This window comes from Arthrobacter psychrolactophilus (assembly GCF_003219795.1).
Taxonomy (GTDB): Bacteria; Actinomycetota; Actinomycetes; order Actinomycetales; family Micrococcaceae; genus Specibacter; species Specibacter psychrolactophilus.
In genome coordinates this window covers 20,634-46,315 of record NZ_QJVC01000008.1, presented here as the reverse complement: position 1 = coordinate 46,315, position 25,682 = coordinate 20,634, and the positions used below count along the sequence as shown (strand labels likewise).

28 protein-coding genes are annotated in these 25,682 nt (G+C 60.3%); 17 read left to right on the top strand and 11 right to left on the bottom strand.

What is annotated here, in order from left to right; all coding sequences use genetic code 11:
- The first annotated feature begins 96 nt into the window (after positions 1-96).
- From CVS30_RS10060 to CVS30_RS18460, 3 genes are all read left to right on the top strand, one after another.
- A complete protein-coding gene (locus CVS30_RS10060; RefSeq protein ID WP_370800778.1) occupies positions 97-1,056 on the top strand; it encodes a heme o synthase in 960 nt (319 codons plus the stop codon).
- Positions 1,057-1,237: 181 nt separating this feature from the next.
- A complete protein-coding gene (locus CVS30_RS18465) occupies positions 1,238-1,534 on the top strand; it encodes a hypothetical protein (RefSeq protein ID WP_306418770.1) in 297 nt (98 codons plus the stop codon).
- Entirely contained in the window at positions 1,473-2,243 is a 771-nt protein-coding gene (locus CVS30_RS18460) for an intradiol ring-cleavage dioxygenase (protein WP_370800776.1), read from the top strand. The genes CVS30_RS18465 and CVS30_RS18460 overlap by 62 nt, the downstream gene beginning before the upstream one ends.
- A gap of 167 nt (positions 2,244-2,410) precedes the next feature.
- Here the strand turns inward: CVS30_RS18460 and CVS30_RS10050 are convergent, their stop codons facing one another.
- Positions 2,411-2,716, bottom strand: a complete 306-nt coding sequence (locus tag CVS30_RS10050; RefSeq protein WP_146233382.1) for a hypothetical protein — start codon at positions 2,714-2,716, stop codon at positions 2,411-2,413.
- Positions 2,717-2,960: 244 nt separating this feature from the next.
- On the opposite strand from CVS30_RS10050, the gene CVS30_RS10045 reads away from it, so the two are divergent.
- The gene (locus CVS30_RS10045) at positions 2,961-3,491 is read left to right on the top strand and encodes a C39 family peptidase (protein ID WP_110485206.1); all 531 of its coding nucleotides are present in this window, start codon (positions 2,961-2,963) and stop codon (positions 3,489-3,491) included.
- 186 nt (positions 3,492-3,677) lie between these two features.
- Positions 3,678-4,430 carry a phosphotransferase gene (locus CVS30_RS10040; RefSeq protein WP_110485205.1) on the top strand — a complete coding sequence of 251 codons (753 nt, stop codon included), beginning with the start codon at positions 3,678-3,680 and terminating at the stop codon, positions 4,428-4,430.
- 908 nt (positions 4,431-5,338) lie between these two features.
- Here the strand turns inward: CVS30_RS10040 and CVS30_RS10035 are convergent.
- Positions 5,339-5,986, bottom strand: a complete 648-nt coding sequence (locus tag CVS30_RS10035; protein ID WP_110485262.1) for an isochorismatase family protein — start codon at positions 5,984-5,986, stop codon at positions 5,339-5,341.
- Positions 5,987-6,090: 104 nt separating this feature from the next.
- Here CVS30_RS10035 and CVS30_RS10030 point away from each other — a divergent pair, with 104 nt between their 5' ends.
- Complete coding sequence (locus CVS30_RS10030) at positions 6,091-7,038, top strand: GlxA family transcriptional regulator (RefSeq protein WP_110485204.1); 948 nt, start codon at positions 6,091-6,093, stop codon at positions 7,036-7,038.
- Between the two features lie 51 nt (positions 7,039-7,089).
- Here CVS30_RS10030 and CVS30_RS18420 read toward each other — a convergent pair whose 3' ends face one another.
- Together CVS30_RS18420 and CVS30_RS10020 are read right to left on the bottom strand one after the other, a co-directional pair.
- Positions 7,090-7,290 carry a CGNR zinc finger domain-containing protein gene (locus tag CVS30_RS18420; RefSeq protein WP_281268080.1) on the bottom strand — a complete coding sequence of 67 codons (201 nt, stop codon included), beginning with the start codon at positions 7,288-7,290 and terminating at the stop codon, positions 7,090-7,092.
- A 772-nt stretch (positions 7,291-8,062) separates the two neighbouring features.
- Positions 8,063-8,974 carry an Abi family protein gene (locus CVS30_RS10020; RefSeq protein ID WP_110485202.1) on the bottom strand — a complete coding sequence of 304 codons (912 nt, stop codon included), beginning with the start codon at positions 8,972-8,974 and terminating at the stop codon, positions 8,063-8,065.
- Between the two features lie 917 nt (positions 8,975-9,891).
- Between CVS30_RS10020 and CVS30_RS10015 the strand changes: the two genes are divergently transcribed.
- From CVS30_RS10015 to CVS30_RS10005, 3 genes are all read left to right on the top strand, one after another.
- Entirely contained in the window at positions 9,892-10,548 is a 657-nt protein-coding gene (locus CVS30_RS10015) for an NADPH-dependent F420 reductase (RefSeq protein WP_281268079.1), read from the top strand.
- Positions 10,549-10,788: 240 nt separating this feature from the next.
- Positions 10,789-11,055, top strand: coding sequence for a GNAT family N-acetyltransferase (locus CVS30_RS18455; RefSeq protein ID WP_306418768.1), 267 nt, complete (start codon positions 10,789-10,791; stop codon positions 11,053-11,055).
- A 359-nt stretch (positions 11,056-11,414) separates the two neighbouring features.
- Positions 11,415-11,699, top strand: coding sequence for a hypothetical protein (locus tag CVS30_RS10005; RefSeq protein WP_110485200.1), 285 nt, complete (start codon positions 11,415-11,417; stop codon positions 11,697-11,699).
- Between the two features lie 292 nt (positions 11,700-11,991).
- Here the strand turns inward: CVS30_RS10005 and CVS30_RS10000 are convergent, their stop codons facing one another.
- From CVS30_RS10000 to CVS30_RS09990, 3 genes are read right to left on the bottom strand one after another with little or no spacing between them, the layout of a single operon-like run.
- Positions 11,992-12,954 (bottom strand): COX15/CtaA family protein, encoded by a 963-nt coding sequence (locus CVS30_RS10000; RefSeq protein WP_245934541.1) that lies wholly within the window; start codon positions 12,952-12,954, stop codon positions 11,992-11,994.
- A 14-nt stretch (positions 12,955-12,968) separates the two neighbouring features.
- Positions 12,969-13,739: an ABC transporter permease gene (locus tag CVS30_RS09995; RefSeq protein ID WP_110485198.1), complete on the bottom strand. Its 771-nt coding sequence runs from the start codon at positions 13,737-13,739 to the stop codon at positions 12,969-12,971.
- Entirely contained in the window at positions 13,736-14,713 is a 978-nt protein-coding gene (locus CVS30_RS09990) for an ABC transporter ATP-binding protein (RefSeq protein WP_110485197.1), read from the bottom strand. The genes CVS30_RS09995 and CVS30_RS09990 overlap by 4 nt, the downstream gene beginning before the upstream one ends.
- A 150-nt stretch (positions 14,714-14,863) precedes the next feature.
- Between CVS30_RS09990 and CVS30_RS09985 the strand changes: the two genes are divergently transcribed.
- From CVS30_RS09985 to CVS30_RS09960, 6 genes are read left to right on the top strand one after another with little or no spacing between them, the layout of a single operon-like run.
- Complete coding sequence (locus CVS30_RS09985; protein WP_110485196.1) at positions 14,864-15,667, top strand: helix-turn-helix transcriptional regulator; 804 nt, start codon at positions 14,864-14,866, stop codon at positions 15,665-15,667.
- Positions 15,667-17,142 carry a Fe-S cluster assembly protein SufB gene (gene sufB, locus CVS30_RS09980; RefSeq protein ID WP_110485195.1) on the top strand — a complete coding sequence of 492 codons (1,476 nt, stop codon included), beginning with the start codon at positions 15,667-15,669 and terminating at the stop codon, positions 17,140-17,142. The genes CVS30_RS09985 and sufB overlap by 1 nt, the downstream gene beginning before the upstream one ends.
- The gene (gene sufD, locus CVS30_RS09975) at positions 17,143-18,444 is read left to right on the top strand and encodes a Fe-S cluster assembly protein SufD (protein WP_110485194.1); all 1,302 of its coding nucleotides are present in this window, start codon (positions 17,143-17,145) and stop codon (positions 18,442-18,444) included.
- Positions 18,441-18,797: a non-heme iron oxygenase ferredoxin subunit gene (locus tag CVS30_RS09970; protein ID WP_110485193.1), complete on the top strand. Its 357-nt coding sequence runs from the start codon at positions 18,441-18,443 to the stop codon at positions 18,795-18,797. Before sufD ends, CVS30_RS09970 begins: the two co-directional genes overlap by 4 nt.
- Before the next feature lie 42 nt (positions 18,798-18,839).
- Positions 18,840-19,607 (top strand): Fe-S cluster assembly ATPase SufC, encoded by a 768-nt coding sequence (sufC, locus tag CVS30_RS09965; protein WP_110485192.1) that lies wholly within the window; start codon positions 18,840-18,842, stop codon positions 19,605-19,607.
- A 39-nt stretch (positions 19,608-19,646) separates the two neighbouring features.
- Positions 19,647-19,997, top strand: coding sequence for a metal-sulfur cluster assembly factor (locus tag CVS30_RS09960; RefSeq protein ID WP_110485191.1), 351 nt, complete (start codon positions 19,647-19,649; stop codon positions 19,995-19,997).
- Positions 19,998-20,093: 96 nt separating this feature from the next.
- On the opposite strand, the gene ypfJ is transcribed toward CVS30_RS09960, so the two are convergent.
- Positions 20,094-20,999, bottom strand: a complete 906-nt coding sequence (gene ypfJ, locus CVS30_RS09955) for a KPN_02809 family neutral zinc metallopeptidase (protein WP_110485190.1) — start codon at positions 20,997-20,999, stop codon at positions 20,094-20,096.
- 50 nt (positions 21,000-21,049) lie between these two features.
- Between ypfJ and CVS30_RS09950 the strand changes: the two genes are divergently transcribed.
- Complete coding sequence (locus CVS30_RS09950) at positions 21,050-22,471, top strand: class I adenylate-forming enzyme family protein (RefSeq protein WP_181419766.1); 1,422 nt, start codon at positions 21,050-21,052, stop codon at positions 22,469-22,471.
- A complete protein-coding gene (locus tag CVS30_RS09945; RefSeq protein WP_110485188.1) occupies positions 22,452-23,624 on the top strand; it encodes a thiolase family protein in 1,173 nt (390 codons plus the stop codon). Before CVS30_RS09950 ends, CVS30_RS09945 begins: the two co-directional genes overlap by 20 nt.
- Here the strand turns inward: CVS30_RS09945 and CVS30_RS09940 are convergent, their stop codons facing one another.
- The 3 genes from CVS30_RS09940 to CVS30_RS09930 are packed head-to-tail and all read right to left on the bottom strand — an operon-like array spanning position 23,625 to position 25,632.
- Entirely contained in the window at positions 23,625-24,260 is a 636-nt protein-coding gene (locus tag CVS30_RS09940; RefSeq protein ID WP_306418767.1) for an energy-coupling factor transporter transmembrane component T family protein, read from the bottom strand.
- A 17-nt stretch (positions 24,261-24,277) separates the two neighbouring features.
- Complete coding sequence (locus CVS30_RS09935) at positions 24,278-24,997, bottom strand: energy-coupling factor ABC transporter ATP-binding protein (RefSeq protein ID WP_370800766.1); 720 nt, start codon at positions 24,995-24,997, stop codon at positions 24,278-24,280.
- Complete coding sequence (locus tag CVS30_RS09930) at positions 24,994-25,632, bottom strand: biotin transporter BioY (RefSeq protein WP_110485186.1); 639 nt, start codon at positions 25,630-25,632, stop codon at positions 24,994-24,996. Before CVS30_RS09930 ends, CVS30_RS09935 begins: the two co-directional genes overlap by 4 nt.
- Positions 25,633-25,682: the final 50 nt, after the last annotated feature.

Sequence of the window (25,682 nt, the reverse complement as noted above, 5' to 3'; positions counted from 1 at the left end):
GTCCCGCAAGACGCGTGCCCGTAGGTTCAAATGAAGTAACAGTTCGGCATTTTGCGGCAGGTGCGGAATTAACAACGAAAACATGGTGACATACACGTGAGTGCGACGCATGCCCCGAGCTCCGAAACCTCCCCTAAGGTTTCTGTCGGTTTTTCAGAAAAAGCCAAAGGCTATTTGGCCCTGACTAAACCTCGGGTCGTGGAACTATTGTTGGTTACCACTTTGCCGACCATGTTCTTTGCGCAGGGTTACTCGGGCAAGAGCGGTGTTCCCAGCCTCTGGCTCATGATCGCCACCATGGTGGGCGGCGCCCTCGCGGCCGGCGCATCGGGTGCCTTCAATTGCTACATCGACCGCGACATGGACAAACTCATGCACCGCACGTCCAAGCGCCCCTTGGTGACAGGCGTCATCACCCCGCGTGAGGCATTGGTCTTTTCTTGGGTGCTGACGGTGCTCTCGATTGCCCTGCTCTGGAGCATCAACCCGCTGACCGGCCTCCTGGGCGTCGGCGCGATCTTCCTCTACGTGGTGGTCTACACCTTGATCCTCAAGCGCCGCACCACCCAGAACATTGTCTGGGGTGGCGCCGCCGGTTGCATGCCCGTACTGATCGCTTGGGCCGCCGTGACCAACACGGTGCAGTGGCCGGCCGTCATTCTCTTCATGATCATCTTCCTCTGGACCCCGCCACACTACTGGCCGCTGTCCATGCGCTACAGCGACGACTACAACGCCGCCAACGTCCCCATGCTTGGCGCAGTTGCCGGATCCCGGACGGTTGCAGTTCAGGTTGTGCTGTACACCTGGGCCATGGTCGCCTGCTCCCTGCTCATGATCCCGCTCGGTGGCGCAGGCATCGTCTACACCGTGGTGACGGCCGCGGCTGGTATCTGGTTCCTCATCGAGGCACATACCCTCTACAGCAACTCCAAGAAGGACCTCGTCACGAAGAAGAACGCCATGAAGGTCTTCCATGCCTCCATCACGTACTTGACGCTGGTCTTCCTGGCTCTGGCCGTCGACCCCTTCGTCGGCTCGGCCCTCATGGGCTAGTCACCTCAAGAAGTACGACGGCGGCCGGCTGGCTCTCAAAGAGAGCTCGCCGGCCGCTTTTCTGATGTCTGCAGCGGGCAAGTAGCTTTCACAGCTGCCGCACAGCAATGGTATGGCGCGCACCTATTGGCTGCAGGGAGACTTGAAGTATTCCCCACAACGAGCCAAGCGAGGCCACCTGATGAAGATTCCAGAACCACAGAACAGCCCAGACGGTCTGCGCTACGAAGGTCGACTCCTTGACCGGGCCGATGAAGAGGTCGTTGACCACGGCATTTCCTTCGACATCGGCACCCTCGTGAGCCGCCGCTCGATGATGGGTTTGCTGGGCACGGGAGTAGGGGCTTTTGCCCTGGCTGCCTGCTCCACCGGCACCTCTCAAACCACACCCACGCAGAGCGCCAACGCGGCAGCCATTGCCACGCCATCGGCAAGCGCCGCCGCTACGGTCGGAGCGGTGGAAGAAATTCCGGAATGACACGGCGGGCCCCTACCCGGGTGACGGCTCCAACGGCCCCGATATTTTGGAAGGCGCCGGCATTCTCCGGAGCGATATCCGATCCAGCATCGGGGGCGGCACCACGGCGACAGGTGTGCCCATGACCCTGACGTTGAATATTAAGGACATATCCAAGGGCAACACAGCTTTCGCGAACTCGGCCGTCTATGTCTGGCACTGCGACGCCAGCGGGGCCTATTCGATGTACTCATTGGGGGTTGAAAACGAGAGCTACCTCCGGGGTGTACAGATCGCCGACAGCGATGGCAAGGTGACCTTCACTTCCATTTTCCCAGCCTGTTACCCAGGTCGCTGGCCACATATTCACTTCGAGGTGTACTCCGCCGCGGCGGACATTACGGATTCCTCCAAGGCGATTTCAACCTCCCAAGTTGCCCTGCCACAAGACATCAGTGAGGCCGTGTATGCTCTGGCCGACTACGAGGGTTCTACTGCCAATCTCTCCCAGCTGAGCCTCGATTCGGACAATGTCTTCGGCGACGACGGCGGCGCCTTGCAACTGGCATCCGTCACCGGCGACGTTACACAGGGCTTCCAAGTGGAGCTCACTGTGGGCGTCGACACTGCCACGGCACCTACAGCCGGAGCCGCTCCGGCCGGAGGTATGGGTGGCTCCGGGAGCACACCGCCCGAAGGTGGCCCGGGAGGTACCCCGCCGAGCAACTGACAACTGTCAGGCCCGGTGCTGTCGTTGCGATCCCGCTCCTGGGACTGCAGCTGCAGGCCACTACGGCGAGCATGCTCACCAAGACCCGCAAGCACGCTTCAGCCTGAAACCCAGGTTTCTCCTGTCTTCAGCCTCCGTTGACGCCTACGTCGAAAGCCTATTCAGCGTCAAGGATTGTTGGGGCTAATGACCACTCGATAGGGAATGCCGTCGTCATTCACGGCCATATGGAGCCCGTCCATAGGGTCCCCAGGGACGGGTGCCGGAGCCTGCAACTGACCTTGCCGTTCCAAATCAATCCGAGCCTCATAGCTCGACGGAGCGAAGCGGCTCTCCACCGAAAGCAAGCCGGCAGCCGCGCCTGTCCCTTTGCGACCGCCGGGATGGGCAAGGTGCCGTTGAAAATTGATCAGCACACCTACAATGACGCCAACGAAGACAACTATGAACAGAGCGTTACCCAACCAATCCATGGATTGATCCCGGCTCAGAACGGCCAGCAAGCTCCCGCGGTTCCGCAACGGCCCTAGAATCGGGGTCAGCGACAATTCCAGTCAAGATTCAGGCAATCCTGCTCGAGCTTCCGTTGCAGAAGCGGCGCGTTTCTTTTTCGATTTAGACTGTTGGCAGCAGCTAAAGCTCCTTGTCTCGCGCCTGAAATCAGTCTGAACGAGACTCCTTTAAGCTATTTTTCCGGTAACGATGGGATTCTCTCCCATGCAGTTTGCCAGCGCCATGGTCAGTCATGACTGGAGAAGACTGGGCTACCCCAGCGTACGTGTCGCCAAATTCTGGGACAGCAGATCCTGTGGCATTGCGTGCCTGAGAATGGCTTTCGGGGCACTAAACGTTGTTGGGTCCCTAGGGCCAGCCGCCCTGACCGAAGCCCTGTTAAAACGTGGAGCTTACTCGGAAGCCTCCGGATGGAATCACAGCCGTCTCGCGGCGTATGCCAACGAACTGGAGTTATCCGCCGCACCGCAGCGCATTGACAGCATTGACCAGTTGCTGAGAATCCTTGCCAGTGGCGCAGTCGTCATTGTCTCCGTCGGCCACAATTTTGAAACGCCAGGAAGGGCCGGCCACCTTGCCGTGCTCCTGTCAATCGTCGGGAACGGCGAAGCTGTTTTGCACATGCCCTCCGGGGACGACCCGCATCAGGGGAGAGGAATCACTGTTTCGACCGACGTTTTCTGGGAGCATTTCTCCGGGCGGGCAGTCGTCCTATCGAATCCCGATCACCCATAACGAGGCCCGATGCGGCATTTTTTCCCTCGTTCTTATTGCGGAAATTCCCAAGCGTCAGGACTCTGCCCGCTCAAGGTTCGGTTTGCGAAACGACGTTGCTTCGCGAGGCCGATGCTCTCCGCTGTAAATTGGCGGGCTGTCTAGGGTCCCCGCCGCGGGCCGGGACGTGAGCGCTAGGCTTGTGGGATGGAAGAGATTCTCCTGGTTGGCGGCAATGCCAGCGATGATGTTGTGCGTGTGGGCTCAACGGTACGAAAACCGTGGACGGCAGCGACTCCGAGTGTGCTCGCATATATGCACGCCGTGCGCGAGGCTGGCGTTGATGTGCCTGCGGTCCACGGGCGGGACGCCCAGGGGCGGCAAATGACGGAATTTATCCCCGGTGGCCTCGCCATGGATTCGGAACCGCTGTCACTCTCCGAGCTGTGCAGGGTCGGTCGCATCGTGCGCGCAATTCACGACGCCAGTGCCGCCTACAAGCCTGACTCCGAAGCAACGTGGAGCGCACTCATTCCGGCACCCGGGGCCGAACTGATCTGCCACAACGACCTGGCACCGTGGAATCTGATCATCGGAGAGCGATGGGTGTTTATCGACTGGGACGCGGCAGCACCGAGCACCCGGCTGTGGGACCTCGCGTACGCCGCGCAGACGTTCACGCTGAACGACGCATCCGCGGATCCCCGCGTGGCGGCACGGGCATTGGCGGCCTTCATTGACGGTTATGGTGCCGACGACGAGCTCCGGGCGGCCCTCCCCGTCACCATGTGGCAACGCACAGCGGCCATGCATGAACTGCTCAAGAATTCCCATGTATCAGGAATCGAACCGTGGGCGACAATGTTCACGAGCGGCCATGGTGACCACTGGCTCTCCGTGACCCAGTTCGTGAGGAACAACGAGCCCGTATGGGCAGAAGCGGTCCAGATTGCCCGGTAGACCTCTTCTTGCAGGACGAGTCGGGACTCTGGCGGGCAGGAATGCAGCCGAGTTCACATGTTCCTGCTCTAGTCCATCGTTGGGTTGATGGTTCACGGCGATATTGCCGAATTACGTGAGTTGAAAGATTAAATCTGTCGCGATGGGCTGCTTGCCTTTTCAAGGGTGTTTTTTTGGCCAACCGACGATGTTCCGTGCCAAAAGTGCCGCGTTCGGAAGGCCAATTTTCGACAGTCTCCGTTGCGGAACGTGGCGTCATAAGGAAACCACGGATTTCCGCCAGTTTCCTTCCCCGTGATTGAAAATCGTGACTTGGGCTGCTTGGGCTGCTTGGGCCCTCACTGGCTCTGAATTGCGCAACATAGCCGCCGCTCAGAGCCATTTTTGGCGCTCCGGGCGGTGCACCAGACGTGACTTGAACCCACGTCCAAGAGACACACAGGGCTCTCATGCCACCAGTGATCTTTTCACGTCAGAAACCGTGTGTTTGCGGGGGAGTGCGGAACAATAGTGCCCCTTTGGCTTGCCAAGGATTGGCGTGGGTTTCGTTCAATAACGTGAGAAAAACGTGACGAGCACCTGCACCGTGACGCCAAGGTTGCTGTTTGGTGGCCGGTCACATGCAATACTTCGTTGCATGCATTTGCCTTCTTCACTGCATCGGGCCGCTCGCGCATCAGCACGTGGGGTCGTTGCGCTACGCGGCGCGTAGGCCCGATGGCAGCAGAAACAATCCATTCTTCAATGGTCACCAAGGGAACTCTCGGTCGGTTGGCGTTGACACTGAGCCGCGCCCACCACAACTACGTCCACGTCAAACATTCCAACAGTTGCCAGATACTCATTCAGTCATATACACAACAGTGAGGCCACGATCGGCCTCACTGTTGTGTCACTATCCGGATTGATCAGGCGACCGGTGCGAATGCTGCCCGGCCCTGCACGGCCGAGGATCCCAAGTCGCCTTTGGGAAGGGTGGTTCCCGACGTGACGGCCTGCACCCAGTCGTTCGTGGTGGCAACGGTGGCGAAGTTGGAGTGCAGCAGGACCATCAGTGTCTCGTGCAGCTGCTGCGCGCCGACCTGGCCCGCCTCATTGGCCAGATGGACCGCGCCACTGGCATCGGAGAGCACTTCAACCCCGAAACCCAACGGTTCGGCTGCTGCTGCGGTGGCCAGATCGCAGTTGTTGGTCATATAGCCGACTACGGTGATGACCTCGACATCGTTGGATCGCAGCCACCCTTCGAAGTCGGTACCCGCGAAGACGCTGGCATGGCTCTTGGTGAGGTGCTTCCATGAATCCTTTCGGCGAGCGGATATCTCCGGGTGCAGCTTCCAGCCTTCAGAGCCCTCGGCGAACACCGGGGCACCTGCCGGATATTGGTGCTGCACCACGGCTACAGGCATGCTCTGAGCTTCGGCGAGGTCGATCACTTGGGTGATGTTAGCTAAGGATTCATTGCGATCAGGGTACTGGATTGCCAATGGTCCTTCATCAGCAAAATAATCGTTTTGCACGTCGACAATAACCAGTGCGCGGCGCAATTCAGCCATGGTGGGCTCCATTCGTTGTATGTGGTTGATGATTCCAGCATGTCATCGTGCTCTCCGGTACAGTGAGTGGCGTATATGCATACTTTCGATGGAAATGCGCCAAGTTGAAGATTGCCATCCACGCCTTCGACGGCATGACCATGTTCCACTTGGCGACACCGCTACTAGTCTTCGGTGAAGTGGTGCGGTTGGGTTTGGACGACGGCTGGGAGACGAGCGTATTCACCGAGGGTGGCCGGTCGGTGCACAGTGCCGAAGGGTATTTGATTGGGGGAGTCTGCGGGCCGGAGGCAGTCGATGACGCCGATCTTGTGGTGTTTCCGTCATGGTTGTCAGAGCTGCCGGATCCGTCCAAAGCTCTGCTTCGACTGGTCCGAAAATCCCACGAGCGGGGAGCCATGATTGCCGGCCTGTGCCTTGGCGCGTATCCGGTGGCGTGTAGCGGCGTTCTTGATGGACGCGCTGCGGTGACACACTGGGGTGCCGCCCGGACCGTGGCGGGCAAGGCTCAGGCCGTGAATTTTGACGACTCCGCGCTCTATGTCGATCACGGTGATGTACTCACCTCGGCAGGCACTGCTTCTGCGTTGGATGCTTGCCTTCATATTGTGCGAACACGTCTAGGTTCGGCGGCCGCGGCTGATGTGGCGCGTCAAATTGTCATAGCTCCGCACCGAGAAGGTGATCAGGCGCAGTACATCGCCCGACCCCTGCAGGATCCTGACTTGGACGGGCCGCTGGGCCGTACCATCCGATGGGCGATGGCGAACCTAGACCAGGACCTTGAGGTCGAGGGGTTGGCGGCGCACGCCTCAATGAGCAAACGGAATTTCACCCGTAGGTTCAAGGAAGTCACGGGGCTCTCCCCGGCGCGGTGGGTGCTGGGCCGCCGTCTCGACGACGCGCGTCAGTTGTTGGAAACCACGAGCTGGAGCATCGCACGCATTGCGGAATCGTGCGGTTTCGGCAGCCCGGTGACCTTTCGCCAGAACTTCATCGCAGCCTATGCCACGACCCCGACTTCCTACAGGGCCCGCTTCACCAGCCGCTAGGCTCCACTTCCCTCAACTGCCCGGCCCGGGCTCGACGTGGTACCGATCCCGTCACGCGGCCGGAGATTTGTCCTGCTTGCGGGCATAGGCGCGATTGGCCCTTTGTCTGGCGCCGCAGCGTTCCGAGCACCACTGCCTCCTTGCGTGCGTTCGAATCATGAACCGATCACACGGTGCGGCTGCGCAGCGTGCAATGCGGCGTGCATCCGGGCCAGTCAACAAGGCGGCGGCATCTTCGGCGATGTGAGCCATGGCGTGATTGACGAGCTGGCTCGTTGGGTGGTTCACAACCCGCAATAGCCCTTTGTCGGGGTCGTAGTGCAGCAATGCGGCGCTGGGCAAAAAGGGGGATCGAACTTCGCGGAAGATCTTGATGAAAAGGGGAGCTGACCCTACTCGCCTCTGAGGTGCGGATATAACCGCTGGTCCGAGGCCCTTTTGTGCCCCGGCGGGAATTGAACCCACGATCAAGAGAAACTCAGGACTCTCATGCCAAAAGCCTCCGTTGACAGTCACAAACATCGTGTTTTTCGGAGATTCTGGGACGACGGGGTCCCTTGGGCATGCCAAGGATTGCCAGGGGGCTTTCGTTCAAAAACGTGGGTAAAACGTGATGAGGCCCTGCAACGCAGCGCCGAGGCTGCTGTTTGATGGCCGTTTGGAGGTTCATCAGCATGATCGACGGTATGGCACCAGTTGTCGATGGCGGACTGTCATGTGTCAACGGCGGGTGCTGTCAAGGGTGCGGTTTCCTTCCGGTCCACCAGATGGATAATTGCCATTGCAAGGAAGCATTTCGGTGACTTCTCATTGGGCGATTGGAGGAGCATCAACTGCCGTGGTTTAGGGGGCAATTTGGGCCCGGTCTGTCGTCGTGCCCGGTATGGATTGGGATCATTTCTCGGGGTTAAATTGCAAACCAAAAGACGACTGTCGGACGCGATGAGGTGCGAATCTGGTTCCTGATCGCTTTGAGCGGGCCCCAGCTCGTGTTGTGAATACTCGCCGCGGGGTGTTCTCTGAGTTAGGTGGCCCAGATTGCGTGAGTCTGCCAGTTCTCTGGTGCGCCGATGTCATTGAGGGTCGGGCCTGGAACGCTAGGGAAGGAGGCCACGAGAGCCTGTGCCTTGTTCGTCCAATCGCTATTCTCACCAAGGCTGTCAAGGAGGAACGCGCAGAGATATAGGACTGAGTAGATGCGGGTTTTCGGCGTTCCGGTCAGCGTATTGAGTGGGTCTAGAAGGGGTGATATTCCGGTGGGTATTCGTTGGAGCCGGAAGGTCACTGGCTGGTTCCATACGCGCGCGTGGTGAGCGCACATATTGCGGACGTGATTGAGGACTTTGATCCAGTTGACCAGAAAGCTACCTTGGGAGATGCCGAAAGTCCGTGAGATTTCGCTTTGCTGGGCTTTGGTCAGAAATTGCCTGAAGAAGGTAGAGAGCATCCCGAAGTCAAGCAGCTCAACGGCAACCCATACAGGGGGTTTGAGCTCCCAGCGGGACCTGTACAACCGCAGAATGTCATCGTGTGTGCTTGCAAGCTTTTCTTCGTAGCGGGCCACCCACCATTGATGGGCGGTCATTGATCCTTGCGGTGTATGCACGATTGCCAGGCAGCGGGCCGTGTCCAAGTGGAAGGCGTTTAAGTGAGCGAAAGGATCCTGAGCGCCGATGCAGTGAGCCGTCCGGACACGCAGGGCAACCTCGATCTGTTCCAGCGCCTCCAACAGTATGAGACGCAGTCGTTGGTCGAACGTCCACAAAGCGTGAGCGTCATCGAACGTCGTTCCTGCTTGCAGGAGATCCGAGCGTACAACGGTCCCGTCCGCATCAACGTGGTCAATTTCGCGGAATGGATACCAGTAAGCGGCCAATCGGTAATAGCCAACATTGCGCAGATCTCGTAGCCCATGCTCGTGGCTGGGGATGATCATCCCGCGTGAGAGGAGGATTTCCAGCTGTTGCTCGTAGGTGCGATGCGGTTTCGGCTCCAGAATGGCCCCTTCGAGTTAAAGAAAGCCAGCCCTTGCCGATGGCAGAGGGGCTGGGGCTTAATACATACAGTCTATCGCAAACCGTGCGCAACTGGGGTATCTGTTCTCTGGGTTTTGACTACTTCCGCTTTGTCACACACCCTCCACCAGTAGTGCCGTCGTTCAGATGATCTTCGGTCCGGAAAACGACAGCTGCAATAGGCTAAGATCACGAAACGCGGGCCTGCATACCATCTCGATGCGGTAGCAATACGCGTCGCAGCGGTTGATGAACGGATCCAAATCCCACAAACACCCGACCAGGAAGCAACATCGAAACATCATCGGCGGGGTAACTGTGGGACTTTCTCGTGATCTTAATGGTCGCTGGACTCTCTGGATCAGAACCTGACGGCAAGTCGAGCACTCGCCTGGATTCGGGGCCGAGAGGTGTCCCAAATAACTTCGCGAGACCGGACTTTTTCTCGGGCACGGTATGCGGGAGTCTGACGCCTGCGGAACCACACAGATTCGAATGTTCAGAAGTCGTCTGCACCCGATCCGGTGAACTCACCTTCCCGCTACAAGAATGGGTACGTTCAGTACAAGGACACTCCGCGTGGCTTGATCCACGTAGCGTGAATTTCCGTACCGATCGTCCCCAGACCCCGGGGTCTGAGTAATCTTTCTTTCGGGATAATTCTGAGCTTCAATCCTGTCTTCGCGTTACTCACCGGCGTGATTGTTCTCGTACATCGTCTCGACGCAGTTGCCGCGTCGGTAATGCACCGTAAACGGCAGTATTCAGTGGCTGACGCCGCCGACACGTTGCACCCCAACGTCATCTGGCGACACATGGGAATACGGCGCCCAGCGGCATCGTTCGAACCAGCATGACAACCATAGGAATCATCGGAGCAGGACACATTGGATCACAGGTCGCTCGCAAAGCCGTGCAGCTGGGATATGACGTGGTCATCGGCAATTCGCGTGGGCCAGAAACCCTGACGGACCTGGTGGCCGAGTTGGGTCCGCGGGCGCGTGCAGCAACAGCGATCGACGCCGCGGAGGCGGGCGACTTCGCCGTGGTCACCATCCCAATGAAGAACTACACGGACCTTTCCGTCGAAGCGCTGGCAGGAAAGATCGTGATCGATACACTTAATTACTACTGGGAGCGCGACGGTCACATCGAGGTACTAGATGATGGCGAAGCCACAACCTCCGGCCTGGTCCAGGAACACCTGAAGGGTTCTATGGTGGCCAAGGGCTTCAACCACATCGAATCCGCGGACATCACGACCACCGGCGCGCTGACCGGCACCGACAACCGCCGCGCTTTAGCCACCGCGAGCGACCATCAGGAAGCGGTGGAGCTGATCACCGAGCTGTACGACGAATTCGGTTTCGACACCGTCAACATTGGCACGTTGGCCGAGAGCTGGCGGGTGGAGCGCGACCGCCCGGCCTACGGTCCGCGGCAAAACGCGCAGGAACTGACCGCCAACCTAGCCAAGGCGCCACGGGTCATTTAGTTCAGTCGCCGCATCGTCTGACAACGAGAAGGGGGTTCGTCACGGATCACAAACCGTGACGAACCGCCTTCTCGTTTGTTTGCGCTGCAATTCGCCGAGGCGAAGGCTTAGCGTCGGATATTCGACTTTTTCACAAGCCACCCATTACCGTCTCGCGGATGCAGCGGACACCATGGCGATCTTCCTTGCCCCAGTTACTGACACCGCTGCCGCCGATTACTCGCCGGAGCAGATTCAGGCGTGGGCACGGTCAGAAGAGCGCGAAGTATCCACTTGGCACGCCGCGATGCAATCGCGGAACAGCTATGTGGCTACCGTGGATGGGAACCAGCGGGATTCTCTGATGTAGACCCGAATGGGTACATAGACATGATGTTCGTGGCCCCTCGCTTTCACCGCCGTGGAGTAGCGAAGCAACTCCTGGCCCATGTAGAGACCCACATGCGCGCAAAGAGGTCTGATAGACCTCACTTCCAATGTCAGCATTACGGCCCGTTCCTTCTTTGAGAGATACGGATTCATCGTCCAAGTCGAACAACATCCTGTTATGGTCGGCGTGTAGCTAACCAACCACGCAATGAAGAAGAACCTGATCGCCACCTAATCCGCACCTGAAACCAGACTTCTCCCAACGGCAGGAGTCAACTGACGGCCTGACTTACCGGTTCCGCGGCGTGAGTGTCCGCCGGCATGGTGGGCGTGATGACCAGGAGAAATTCTGTGTGTCTGAAGCTTGGGAATTGGTGGTAAATGCTCGCGGGAAGCCGGTACGCCACCCCGCAACGTACCGGCTGCTCCTGGATGACGGCCGGGTCCTGCGAACCAGCATTTCTCGACCGGTGGACCGGACCACATAATCGCCTTCGATGTGGAACCATATTCTCCAGGAGCAGATCATCGTTGGCGGCGACGAATTTTGGTCCTGCGTTGCGGGTGGAGTGTTGCCGGTACGCGGTACCACGCCCGTTCCTGAGTCAGAGCTTCCGCTGGCCCTGGTCTGGCAACTCACCCACACTGCGGGTATTGATGAAGGGGGCGTGGCTGGGATGACAAGGGAGCAGGCCGTGCAGGCCATCAATGACTACTGGATGTCCCAAGGGAAAACCCGGCCACTGACGGATCGGTCCAGCAGGCAGTATGGCCTTGTGTGATGAGGCCGGGCGGATTCAAACGGGTCGGCTGCGGATTGGTCAATGGTGCCAGCTGCAGAACACCCAGCTGCTTGGCTAACATTTTGGAGCTAACCCCATTCGCCTTTGAGCTGCGAGGTATATCCGCAGGTCAGAGACTCTTTTGCTTGCCGCGAGTCGTGTGTGAGTCGGAATTGAACCCACGACCAAGAGATTCGTAGGTTTGAGACAGACACATCCACAAAGCCCGGTTCACCGCTTGACGTAGCGGTGAACCGGGCTTTGTTATGGGGTGAAGCTTGCGGGAAGAGTCCTACTGGGTAGGGGCTTGATCCTTGCCGCGCTTGAGGGCAATGTCGACAATGTTGGTACCCACCGCAAGGGTCAATGACGCTCCCAGCATGTGCACACCAACGAGCAGAGCCGGAATGCCAGTGAAGTACTGCCAGTAGCCGATGAAGCCCTGGAAGATGACCGTCACGAACAACAAAATCGCCGCATGACGAAGGATATCGCCCTTGCCATTGCGCCACAGCAGGATTAGCAGCAGCAATGAGGTGATGACCAGAACGTAGACGGGAACCACGTGAATGCGAGTGGTGAGGTATCCATCAAGTTCCATACGGGGGGAGGTGGAATCGCCCGAGTGCGGACCGGATCCTGTCACGAGCGTGCCCAGAACGACGGCGAGGTAGCTGGCGCAGGCGGCCACAACACTGAGTTGGCGGAGGAGGCGAGCCGGGCGCTTAATTGAGGTAGGCGCCGTCGTACCTGTCCTGCCATAAACCCGGTTGACGAGCAACATCGACACGACCACGAGGGCAGCCGAGACGAGGAAGTGCAGGCTCACAACATAGGGGTTTAGGCCCGACAGAACCGTGATTCCGCCGATGACGGCCTGGGCGGGGATGCTGGCGAGGAGGCCAAAGGCCAGCCAGAACAGGTCCTTTCGCTCCTTACGCAGGTTCCAGAGCAGAACCAGCAAGGCCAGGGCTACGGCGGCCAGAACGAAGGTGAGCGTGCGGTTGGCAAACTCAATCACACCGTGGATGCCCATCTCGGCGGTGTTGGTCAGCGACTCCTCCGTGCACTTGGGCCAGGTGGGGCAACCCAGACCCGAACCTGTCACGCGCACCACGCCGCCGGAGACGATCAAGACACCCTGGCCGATGAGGCTGCCAATGCTCAGCCGCTTGATGGCCGGCGTAATGGTCGTGGGTAGCTTGTTGGTGAAGCTGTGGAACGCATTCTGCAATGCGATGGTACGTTGACTCACTTTGGTGACGCCTCTCAATTCCATTTGAACCACTTAAGCGCGGCGACGGTGGCAAGCACGCCCCACGCGAGCAAAATAATCAAACCCCACACATCGAGTCGGCTCTCAATGAGTGCCGCCCTCATGAGGTTACCCAGTGCCCCTGAGGGGAGCCACTGGACGTACGCCTCCATCGAGCTGGAGAACTTTCCGGCGGGGAGCACGATACCGCCAACCGCGGCCAGCAAGATCCAGCCGAGGTTGGTAATGGCCAGAGTGGCCTCGGGCCGGACCGTGCCGGCGATCAGCAAGCCAATTGCCGTAAAGGCTGCGGCGCCAAGAATCAACAGCGGGATGCCCAGCAGGATCCCGGAGAGCGGGGGACGCCAGCCCATAAATGCTGCGACGGTCGAGATGAAGACCATCTGCAACAGCAGTACAACGAGAACGGCGATGACTTTCCCGGCGATCAAACCACCCTTGCCCAACGGGGTGGTCGAGAGGAAGCGCAGAACCCCGTAGCGGCGGTCGAAGCCGGTCGCGATGCCCTGGCCCGTGAACGCTGTGGACAATGCGCAGAGCGCCAGGATGCCCGGTGCGGCGATGGCGACGCGAGAATGGCCCATGTCATCCAGGAGCGGAGTTGCCACGAGTGCCAAGAGGCCCAGTAATGGCATAACGGCCATCAAAACGAGTTGCTCGCCATTGCGCAACATGGTGCTGGCCTCGTACTTGCCGTGGCTGATGATGCGCTGACTCAGTGTTGCGGGACGGCCCGCGGGGGAGTCGTGGAAGATGGTGCTCATAAATTTCCCCTCGTTTCGTTGCCGGCTCCGGCGCCCGAGATGGACAGGAACACATCTTCCAGTGACTGAGAAGCCAGATGGATCGACGTCGGCATGATGTTGTTGCTTGCGCACCACGCACCAAAGTTACCCACGTCCACCGGTGTGAGCTCACCCGTCAAGGTGTAACTGCCGGGGCGAGACTCGGAGCAGCTAATACCGGAGCGCAGCAACGGCTCGGTGTCGAGCTGTGGGCTCGCCTCAAAGGTCAGGGCGCGCTTGCTCAGCGCCGCCGTCGACTGTTCCAAAAGCTCCTGCACCGTGCCCTCGGCCACAGACTCGCCCTTGTCGACGATGTACACGTAGTCGGCAAGGCGTTGGGCGTCGTCGAGTAGGTGGGTCGTCAAAATGATGGCCTTGCCACTGTCGCGCAGTTCGCGGATCAGCTCAAAGACCATAAGGCGAGATTGCGGGTCAAGGCCGGCGCTGGGCTCATCGAGGAACAACACCTCAGGATTGCCGATCAGGCTCGCGGCCAAGGCCACGCGCTGCTTTTGGCCACCCGAGAGACGCCGGATCGTGGTGTCGGCGAAGTCGCCGATTCCGAGGCGATCAACCAGTGCACTCACGCTGAGCGGATTCTCATACAGGCTGGCGACATGCTTGAGCAAGGCGATGGGTCGTGCAGACGGGGGTAGGCCGCCGTCTTGGAGCATGACACCCACTTTGGCGCGGAGTCCGGCGTCGGCCTTGTGGGGGTCCTGCCCCAAAAGAGAAATTTCACCGCCCGTGCGCGGCTGCAGGCCCTGAGCGCATTCGATCGTGGTGGTCTTGCCCGCGCCGTTAGCGCCAAGGAGGGCCGTCACAGCACCGAAATGAGCCGTCAGGCTAATGTTAGATATAACGCGTTTCATCCGGCCGTCCAGACCCGCTACCGGGCCCACGTCCTTGATGAGCCCAGAGATCACCAGGGCAGGGGAAAGTGTGTTTGTCACGCGGCCATTCTACGCGACGTAGATGAGCGATTGACCGGGCGAAACTGCGCCTATGAGTGGGTAGGCTCACCTTAGTGGAACCGTTAGGGTAATTACGGCATACTTGTGTTGTGTAATGCTGTGTGTTATTTCGACTGCGTGGAGGTGTCAATGAGTCAGCATGTAGAAACCGATATTAGTCCCGGGATCGATCCTGATGAACGTACCCGAGACCGTGTCCTGACGGCGGTGCTAGAACAAGGGCCCGTCAGTGCTGCGCAACTTGGCAGCCTCCTGGGGTTGACTCCGGCAGCGGTGCGCAGGCACCTTGACACCTTGACCCGTGAGGGGATTATCGAGGTTAAGCTCATTAGCAATGCTAAGAGTGGTGCCGGCCGACCTGCTCGCCGCTATGTTGTGTCCCGCCGCGGACAGACAGAGATTGGCGACGACTATCTAGAAATTGCCACGCTGGCGCTCAGCGAGCTTGCCAAGACCAGTGGAGCCTCCGCTGTCAGTGATTTTGCTGAAAGTCGCTTTGCCAAGATGGAAGCCAAATACCAGTCTGTCGTGGACGCCGCCGGTGACGATGTTGCCGCACGCTCCAAGGCTCTCGCGGAGGCGCTGCAGCTGGACCACTTCGTCGCGAGCTCAAACTCCTTGAACCCGGGATCGGCCATGGCTGCCGAACAGTTGTGCCAGGGCCACTGTCCCATTCAGGAACTTGCCAGTTCCTTCCCCGAATTTTGCGACGCCGAGACCAAGGTTTTCTCCCGACTCATCGGCGTCGATGTGCGCAGACTCTCCACCATGGCCAGTGGCGGACATGTCTGCACTACCCACGTTCCAACAGGGCGTGCAGTTGTCCGCAAGCTAGCCACGACGACGGCCGATGCCGCCCCGTCGGCCGGCCGTACGGTGCGGATTCAACGCCCCTCCACCTTTGTTTCCAAACATCAGCAAGAAAGGCCGTGATGACGGATCAATTAGCGCAGGATGTACGCGCCGATGGTGAGGTGGCAGATGCCACCAACCACGACATTCTCGAGAGAAACCCCGAGCTTGAAGGCCTAGGCAACTATGCCTTCGGTTGGTCGGATAAGAATGCTGTCAGCGACAACGCCCGACGCGGCCTCAGCGAAGAAGTCGTCCGCGACATCTCCGCTAAAAAGGGCGAGCCCGAGTGGATGCTAGATATGCGTCTGAAGGGCCTGAAGTACTTCGACCGCAAGCCCATGCCGACCTGGGGTGCAGATCTCTCCGGCATTGACTTCGACAATATCAAGTACTTTGTCCGCTCCACTGAAAAGCAGGCCGGTACCTGGGAGGAACTTCCCGAGGACATTCGCAATACGTACGAGAAGCTCGGTATCCCCGAAGCTGAGCGTAACCGCTTGGTTGGTGGCGTTACGGCTCAGTACGAGTCCGAGGTTGTGTACCACCAGATCCGCGAGGACTTGGAAGCACAGGGCGTCATCTTCACCGACACCGACACCGCGTTGCGCGAACACCCGGAGATCTTCCAGGAGTACTTCGGCACCATGATTCCGGTGGGCGATAACAAGTTCGCCTCCTTGAACACGGCCGTCTGGTCCGGCGGTTCCTTCGTGTACGTTCCCAAGGGCGTTCACGTAGAGATCCCGTTGCAGGCTTACTTCCGTATCAACACGGAGAACATGGGCCAGTTCGAGCGCACGCTCATCATCGCCGATGAGGACAGCTACGTTCACTACATCGAAGGCTGCACGGCTCCTATCTACACCTCGGACTCCCTGCACTCGGCCGTCGTTGAGATCGTGGTGAAGAAAAACGCCCGCGTTCGCTACACCACCATCCAGAACTGGTCCAACAACGTGTACAACCTGGTCACCAAGCGAGCCATTGCTCACGAAGGTGCCACCATGGAGTGGGTCGATGGCAACATCGGTTCCAAGGTCACCATGAAGTACCCGGCCGTTTACCTCGTGGGTGAGCACGCCAAGGGTGAGACCCTGTCGGTAGCTTTCGCCGGCGAAGGCCAGCACCAGGACACCGGATCCAAGATGGTCCACATTGCCCCGAACACGCAGTCCTCGATCATCTCGAAGTCTGTTGCTCGTGGTGGTGGACGAGCCGCTTACCGTGGCCTCGTGCAGATCCGTGAAGGTGCAACACACTCGGCTAACACCGTTCGTTGTGACGCCCTCCTGGTCGATAACATCTCCCGCTCGGATACCTACCCCTACGTCGACGTACGTGAAGACGATGTCTCCATGGGTCACGAGGCAACCGTATCCAAGGTCAGCGAAGAGCAGCTGTTCTACCTGCAGTCCCGCGGCATGCCCGAGGACGAGGCCATGGCCATGATTGTGCGCGGCTTCATCGAGCCCATCGCCAAGGAACTGCCCATGGAATACGCACTCGAACTGAACCGCCTGATTGAACTGCAGATGGAAGGGGCCGTCGGCTAAATGACCGAGCTCACGCAAGAACAAGAAACAGAGTCAAAAATCTGGTCCCAGGGCTTCATTAAGGGCATGACCGAAGAGGGCGAAAGCCTCTCCGAGATCAACCCCGAATCAGGTCCCCTCGGCGGCAACGCAGCCAAGGCACACAGCCACGGCGCGGGTGCCGGCGTTCCGGATAGCTCACGTGCAGGCCGTTTGACCTCGTACAAGCTCGCCGACTTCCCGGCCATCACAGGCCGTGAAGAAGACTGGCGCTTCACCCCGCTCAAGCGTCTGCGCGGCCTGGATCGCGTTGGCATCAAGGGTATGGAGCTTAACGGCGCCGCTCCCTTGGTTGAGGCTTCCGCCCCGGAAGGCGTCACGGTTGAAACCGTGGGCCGTGACGACGCGCGCATTGGTTCCGCCGGTATCCCAGAGGACCGCGTAGCCGCCGCCGCTTGGGAAAACTTCAGCGAAGCAACCATCGTGACCCTGCCTGCCGAGTTCGTTGGCAACGCAGATAACGTGACGACCTTGACTCTCACGGGCCAGGGCGACACCCCCGCCGCATCGCACATCCTGGTTCACGCCAAGAAGTTCGCCACCGGTGTTGTTGTTTTGGACCACCGCGGTACCGCGGTTCTGTCTGAAAACGTCGAGGTTCTCGTCGAAGATGGTGCCGATCTGACGGTCGTCAGCATCCAGGACTGGAACGACGACGCCGTCCACGCCAGCGCCCAGCACGTCATGGCCGGCCGCGACTCCAAGGTCAAGCACGTTGTGGTCAACCTTGGTGGCGACTTGCTGCGCACCACACCGACCGCTCGTTACAGCGGCACGGGTGCCGAGGTTGAAATGTACGGACTGTACTTTGCCGATGCCGGCCAGCACCTGGAACAGCGTTTGTTCGTGGATCACTCCACGAAGAACTGCAAGTCTCGCGTGACCTACAAGGGCGCCCTGCAGGGCGACAACGCCCACGCCGTCTGGATTGGCGATGTGCTGATCCGCAAGCAGGCCGAAGGCACCGACAGTTACGAGATGAACCGTAACCTGATCCTGACCCAGGGTGCACGTGCCGATTCGGTGCCGAACCTGGAAATTGAGACGGGCATGATCGAGGGCGCCGGACACGCAAGTGCTACCGGTCGCTTCGATGACGAGCAGCTGTTCTACCTACAGACTCGCGGTATCGCCGAAGATGTGGCACGCCGCCTCGTCGTGCGCGGCTTCCTCAACGAAGTGATTCAGCAGATCAAGGTTCCGGCCTTGGAAGAACGCCTGCGTGACTCCGTCGAGCGCGAATTGGAATCGAGCGCACTGTGAGTGATTCCTCCACGCCAGCCGGCGTCATTGTCTGCCAAGTCGACGACGTACAGGTCAAGTCTTCCTTGCTCGTCGAGGTTGATGATTGCCCCATCGCGATCGTGCGGGACTCCTATGGAGAACTTCACGCGATTGGAGATACCTGTTCACACGACGATATCTCCTTGAGCGAAGGCGACGTGGAGGATGGCACGATCGAGTGCTGGGCACATGGCAGCTCATTTGATCTGAGCAGCGGCCAGCCGTTGACCTTGCCAGCATTTGAACCCGTGCCGGTCTTTGCCTTGACCGTTCACGGCAGCGACGTCTATGTGGACGTCACCAACATTCTTAATGGCGTCAGCGCTCAGTAGCGCCGCGGCCTGTTCATTAAACTTTTTAGGAGAAAATAGAGTATGTCTACTCTGGAAATCAAGGACCTGCACGTCAGCATCGAGACGGAACAGGGCATCAAGCCGATCCTCAAGGGTGTCAGCCTGACCATCAACACGGGTGAAACTCACGCCATCATGGGCCCCAATGGCTCCGGTAAGTCCACCCTGGCCTCCACGATCGCCGGTCACCCGCGTTACACGGTCGACAGCGGTTCCATCACCCTCGACGGCGAAAACGTCTTGGAGATGAGCGTTGACGAGCGTGCCCGCGCCGGTCTCTTCTTGGCCATGCAGTACCCGGTGGAAATCCCCGGCGTCACCATGACCAACTTCCTGCGCACCGCCAAGACCGCGATCGACGGCGAAGCCCCCAAGCTGCGTACGTGGACCAAGGACGTCAAGGCTGCCATGGCTCAGCTGCGCATCGAACCCGAGTTCGCTGAGCGTAACGTCAACGAAGGTTTCTCCGGTGGCGAGAAGAAGCGTCACGAAATTCTTCAGCTCGAACTGCTCCGCCCGAAGTTCGCCGTCTTGGATGAGACCGACTCCGGCCTGGACGTTGACGCACTGAAGATCGTCTCCGAAGGTGTCAACCGTGCCATCCATGCAGGTGGCCTCGGTACCTTGCTCATCACGCACTACACGCGCATCCTGCGTTACATCAAGCCGCAGTTCGTGCACGTATTCGTTGACGGAACCATCGCTGAGCAGGGTGGCCCGGAATTGGCTGACCGCTTGGAAGAAGAAGGCTACGACCGTTACTTGGTTGCCGAGACGGCCACGGCTTAATCGCCTCGCCAACCAACCGACCATCGTCAAGAAGGAATCATGACTGACATCAGCGAAACAAGCCCGGCCGTTGCCGCCGGGCAGACAAACCTGGAAGACGTTGAGGAAGCCCTGCGGGACGTCATTGACCCCGAATTGGGTGTCAACGTCGTCGACTTAGGTTTGCTTTACGGTCTTCGTTACGGCGACGACGGCGCACTGCTGCTGGACATGACGCTCACCACGGCGGCTTGCCCCCTGCAGGACGTCATCGAGGAACAAGTAGAAGCTTCGCTTGGGCCCATCGTTGACGAATGGCGTATCAACTGGGTGTGGATGCCGCCGTGGGGTCCGGAACGGATCACAGACGACGGTCGCGACCAGATGCGAGCCCTGGGCTTTAACATCTAGGCACGCACGCAAAAGGCCCGGTTTCTTGCTTCAACCAGTCATGGTGGAAGTAAGAAACCGGGCCTTTGCTTTTAATCCGCTGGATGCATTCCGTGGCTAGACCGACGGGACGGCGAAGGTGTCGCAGGCCGCAAGGTCAGCTTTTTGGTAGCCCGTGTAGAGCCATTGCTGGCGCTGTTTACTGGAACCGTGCGTCCACGACTCCGGATTGCTGCGCCCTGTTGCGGCTTCCTGGATCCTGTCATCGCCAACAGATGAAGCAGCGGAGAGGGCGTCGTTAAGGTCCTTTTGCGTCAGAGGAATCAGGAACGGTTCGCTGCTTCCCGGCGCGGGGTTGGACGAGGCGTACCGCATCCAAATGCCAGCGTAGCAATCAGCCTGCAGCTCGGTGCGTACGGCGGCCGATTGCGCGCCCTGCGGGTCTTGCTGCGCCTTGCCGATGGTTCCCAATAGATCCTGCACGTGATGGCCAAACTCGTGCGCCACCACGTATTCCTGGGCGAGAGGGCCGCCCGAGGAGCCGAACTGTGTCTCCAGCTGGGAGAAGAAGTCCGGGTCAAAGTAGGCTTTGTTGTCGCCGGGGCAGTAGAACGGTCCAACGGCAGAGCTGGCTTGCCCGCAGGCGGTGTTGACACTGCCCTGGAAGATCACGGTTTTGGGTGCTGAGTAATCGATCCCGCGTTCTGCGAGGTAGCTCGGCCAGAAGCTATTGAGCGAGTTGGCCGTGCCGAGAATACGGCAGTCCAGGCGCTCGTTCGCGTCTTGCCCGGTCAGGCAGCTCTCCAACGCTGAGTCGCCAGTTTGTTCGATGGCCGGCTGCGTTGAGGTATCCCCAAGAATGGACGAGAGTATCTCTGGATTGATGCCCAGCAGGGCGCCGATGAGCACGACGATGCCGCCGCCTAGGCCGAGCCCTACCTTGCCGCCGCGCCCCATGCCGCTGCGGCCTCTCTGGTCTTCTGCCTGCGATGGGTCCAGCCGGGCCCCCTGGTTAAATGTCATGCCACAAGAGTAGCGGCTGACGGGCCACAAACTCATCTACCATGATGACAATGCCATTCATCAAAGAACTCAGACACTGGGCCGCCGTGCGCGGGGACCGGACCGCCGTCGTGGTGGGGGAGCAGCGGCTCTCGTATGCGCAGCTGCTCCAGGCAGCTCAGCATCAGCCAAAGCAGGACGCCGGCACCTCGCCCGTCGTCGTGATTGAGCTCCCCACGAGTGTGGAGTTGGCGATCAAATTTTGTTCCGCGGTGGTGCAGCGGCGTCCCGTCATGGTCCTCGACACTCAGTGGCCCGACGGCGTCCGCCGGGCACTCATGGGTCAGGCCAGGGCGTGGGCCTCGAGTAGGCGACAACAGCCGGAAGCACCCGAGACCTTTCTCCTCGGACTGTCCTCGGGCACGAGCGGAGTACCGAAGGCCTTTCTCCGCCCCGCCATCTCGTGGCACACCTCGTTTCTGCGTAGCGCCGAATACTTCGATGTTGGGGAATCCACTCTCACGCTGGCCCCCGGTCCATTGGCCGCCAGCATGAATCTCTATGCCTTGGGGGAGTCGCTCTTCAGCGGCGGGACCTTCCTCGCGCTGCCCCACTTCAGCCCCGACGCGGCCCTGGACGCCATGGTCGAGAATGGGGCAAGCCGGCTCGTGCTCGTCCCGACCATCCTGGGGCTCATGGCGGCTCGAGGCCTGGCTACGGGACGCAGTGGAGAGCAGCTGAGCTCGATCGTGTGTGCCGGTTCCGAGATGCCGGACACACTCCTGGCCCTTGTGCAGGAATGGGCACCGCACGCGCGCATCCAGCAGTATTACGGCGCCGCGGAGTTGGGCTTCGTTTCGGCTGTCACCATGACCGGCACCGATACCGCAGGGGATCAGGGCGTGGGTCAGGCCTTTCCCGGAGCCGAGATCGCCATCCGGGACGAACTCGGCCAAGACTGTGCCCCCGGGCAGCAAGGCGATGTGTGGGTCAAGGGCCCCTATGCCTGCGATGGCTACGCCTGGGGCGACGACGGGCTCGCCTTTACAGTCGAAGCGGCCGCCGAACCAGACCAGAGGTGGTGCACGGTGCGTGACCAAGGCTCCCTCGATGCCCGTGGTCGCTTGCATCTGGCGGGTCGAGCGAGCGACATGGTTAATGTCTCGGGGGCCAATGTGTATCCGCACCCTGTGGAACAGCTCCTCAGGAGCGCCCTGGAGGCAGCTGGCGTGCGGGCCCCGCGGGTCATCGTGGCAGGGATTCCTGACCTGATCCGCGGGCAACGGCTCATCGCGGCCTGCCATGACGCGGGTGCCGAGCAGCAGCTTCTGGACACGCTACGCCGAGCCGCGCAGCACCTCCCCGAATCCCACCGGCCCCGCGCCTTCTTTGCGCTCTCGGAACTACCCCTCACCGGCAGCGGTAAAATTAGCCGTGCACTCTTGAGCCACTGGATCACCGAAGGAGACCCGCGTGCCCAGCGCCTTCGCTAACAGTCCCGACACGACGCCCGTGATCATTGCGGCCAAGCGGCTGCCCATCGCCAAGGTCGGCGGAGCCTATAAAGACATCCGGGCCCACATGCTCGCCTCGGCCGTGCTCGAGGACCTCGTGCGTCAGCCAGGTGTGGCCGCCGCGGAGATTTCCGACGTCATCCTCGGAAACGCCACCGGCGGAGGCGGCAATGTGGCGCGGCTGTCCGCCCTCACCGCCGGACTGCCCGAGAGCATCCCGGGCCTGACCGTAGATCGGCAATGCGGCTCGGGCTTGGAAGCGATCGTGCTGGCCTGCCGACTCATTCAGGCCGGGGCAGGCGAACTGTATCTAGCCGGTGGCGTGGAGAGCATCAGCACCGCCCCAGCGCGTGCCCATCGCGGCCCACAGGGTGAGTTGGAGTTCTTCGACCGCGCCCAGTTCGCACCTTACGAAACTGGCGATCCCGACGCCGGAGAAGCCGCTGAAAACGTGGCCAGCCACTATAAGATCACCCGCCAGCGGCAGGACGCCTATGCCTTGGAAAGCCATCGGCGCGCCGTGGCAGCTGCCCACAACGGCCATTTCGATGAGGAACTCATCCCCTTTGCGTCCCTCACAGCGGATCAAGGTCCCAGGGCCACGCTCTCGGCCAGCCTCTTGGCGCGATTCCCTGCCGCCTTTGTGCCCGGGGGAACCGTCACGGCCGGCAATTCCTGTCCCTATAGCGACGGCGCGGCCATCGTCGCCGTCACAACGCTCGCCCGAGCCCGGAAGCTAGCGGCCGCTGGTTTGGTCTTTTGCGACAGCGCCGTGACGGGCAACGATCCCACGCTCCTTGGCGTGGCTGCGGCGCATTCCACCCGGGCGCTCATGCGCCGCACCGGGCTGTCTCCGGAGCGCCTGCGGGCCAGCATGATCGAGTACAACGAGGCTTTCGCCGCCCAGGTCCTTGCCACGGCAGATCTCCTCGAGCTGGACCCGGCGCTTTTTAACCACGACGGCGGAGCGCTGGCTTTGGGGCACCCGTACGGCGCCTCGGGGGCAGTGTTGGTGACGCGGCTGCTGGCCCGGGCTAGGCGCGAGGACAGATCAGCGGCGGATGCCGTCGCCATGATCAGCATGGCCGGAGGCATCGGCATTTCGGCGCAGTTTCAGTGGCGTGCGCTGTAGCTAACGTGCCTCCGGCGGTTCGGGATCGCCCAGGCCACGGGCAGCAAGGGCATCGCCCGTTGCCCGGGCATATGCCACGGTGGAGATGACAACAGGTAGTGAGCGGGCCACGAGGTTACGTTCCAAGCCGCGGGCCCGTGCGGCATCACGCACGTCGGCAAAGGCGCCGATGACGTAGGGGATGCTGCGCAGCATGAGCGCCACCGTGAGGGAGAACCGCTCGGGGTCGGCGCCAAAACGGCGCAAGGGCCGCACAAGGGCCGCCAGACCATCCAGGAGCGTATCCACGGGCGTCGTGGACGTTAGAACATTGGAGGCGAGTACCGTTGCCACGATGGCGGCAATGACCTGCCACGCAATCAACGGCCCAAATTGCCACCACTGATAAGCCGCAATCAAGATCAAAAAGATCAGCATGAGCCGCACGGCACGCCAGAGCCGTTGCCAACCCAGCCCCGCGACGACGTGGCCGATGACGACAAGGATCAGGGTCGCCGTCGTAATTCCCACGCTGAACTCGGGGGACAGTGCGGGCGAGGCGAGGCATAGCACGGCCACGAGCAGCAGCAGAAGTGCCTTCAGGCCCAGGCGTGTGCGATGCACGATGGACTCGCCCGGCACGTACCCGGCCACCATGAAGGCGTGACCTCGCACTAGCCGGCCAGCTCTCGATATCGGGCAATGCCACGATCTGGCTCTCCGTCGAAGACGAGCTGGCCGCAATCGATCACCAGGATCCTGTCAAAGCGGGCAGCCAGGTCCAGATTGTGCGTTGACATGATGATTTGCTGGGGGAGAGCATCGAGGCGTTCCATCAGCAGCCGGGTATTGCGTAGATCCAGCAACGTGGAGGGCTCGTCCAGGACCAGGATGTCAGGGGCGACGGCGAGCACCGTCGCCAGGGCCGTCAGCTGGCGTTCCCCGCCGGAGAGTTCGTAAATGCTGCTCTCGGCCAGATGTGCCAGACCGTAGTCGGCCAGGATGGCGGTGGCCTTGTGGCGACGCTCGGCCTTGCTTAACTTTTGGCGGCGCAGGGACAGTTCAATGTCTTCCTGGGGTGTGGGCATGACCAGTTGCGAGAGTGGATCGGTGAAGACAAAGCCGACGCTGCGGCGCACTGCCGAGACGTCCCTTTGTGTGCTGTTGCCGTTGACCTGAACCGTTCCCGAGGAGGGGAGTACCAGGCCGTTGAGGAGGCGTAGGAGCGTGGATTTACCCGAACCATTTGCGCCGATGATGGCGATACGCTGCTCCGTCAGCGTCAAGGAGACCGGGGCGAGGATGGTTTTTGTTTCCTGCGACCTTGGATCGGCTGCCTCAACAGTGACGGCGGCGCGATCTAAGACAATGCAGTTATTTCCGGCGTTTCTCACTTGCGTCGGCGCACCAACAGGTCAGGGAAGGCGCGGTGCAGGCTCAAGGCAATCACAACGGCCAAGACATTCTTAATCACGTCACCGGGCAGGTAGATGACATCGGCGGCGATGGCGGCCGGCAGGGCCATCCCCTTGATGAGGAATCCCACAATGCCGAAGCTATGAACAACAATGGTTCCCACCATGGCTGCGCCAAAGAGTGCACCCGCGCGCCACCGGCTGCGAAGGGCGAAACGAGCGAGCAGGCCGATCACGGCCGCGCCAAAGATGAAGCCCACAATGTACCCGGCGGAGGGGCTGGCCAGGACGGCAGGTCCGGCGCGGAAGCCACTAAAGATGGGCAATCCGATGAGGCCAAGGAGAATATAGAGGCTCACTGCCGCGGTTCCCCGGCCAAAACCGAGAACGAGTCCACACAAGGCCACCACGAGTGTCTGCAGCGTAATGGGCACACCTAAAACGCCAACATTGATGCCCGGCACGGCAATGGAGGCGGCCATGAGGGCGGCAAATACCGCAATCAGTGAGAGATCCATGGCGCCCCACCGGCGTCGTGCGGGGGTGAAATCTACGGAGTCGCTGGGCTTCTTCGTTGTTGCCAACGTCTCATTTGTGGGTCGAGAGGAAGTCATTATGGCTACTTTCACTGAATTTTTCTTGATACCGGATTTTCCCCACCCCG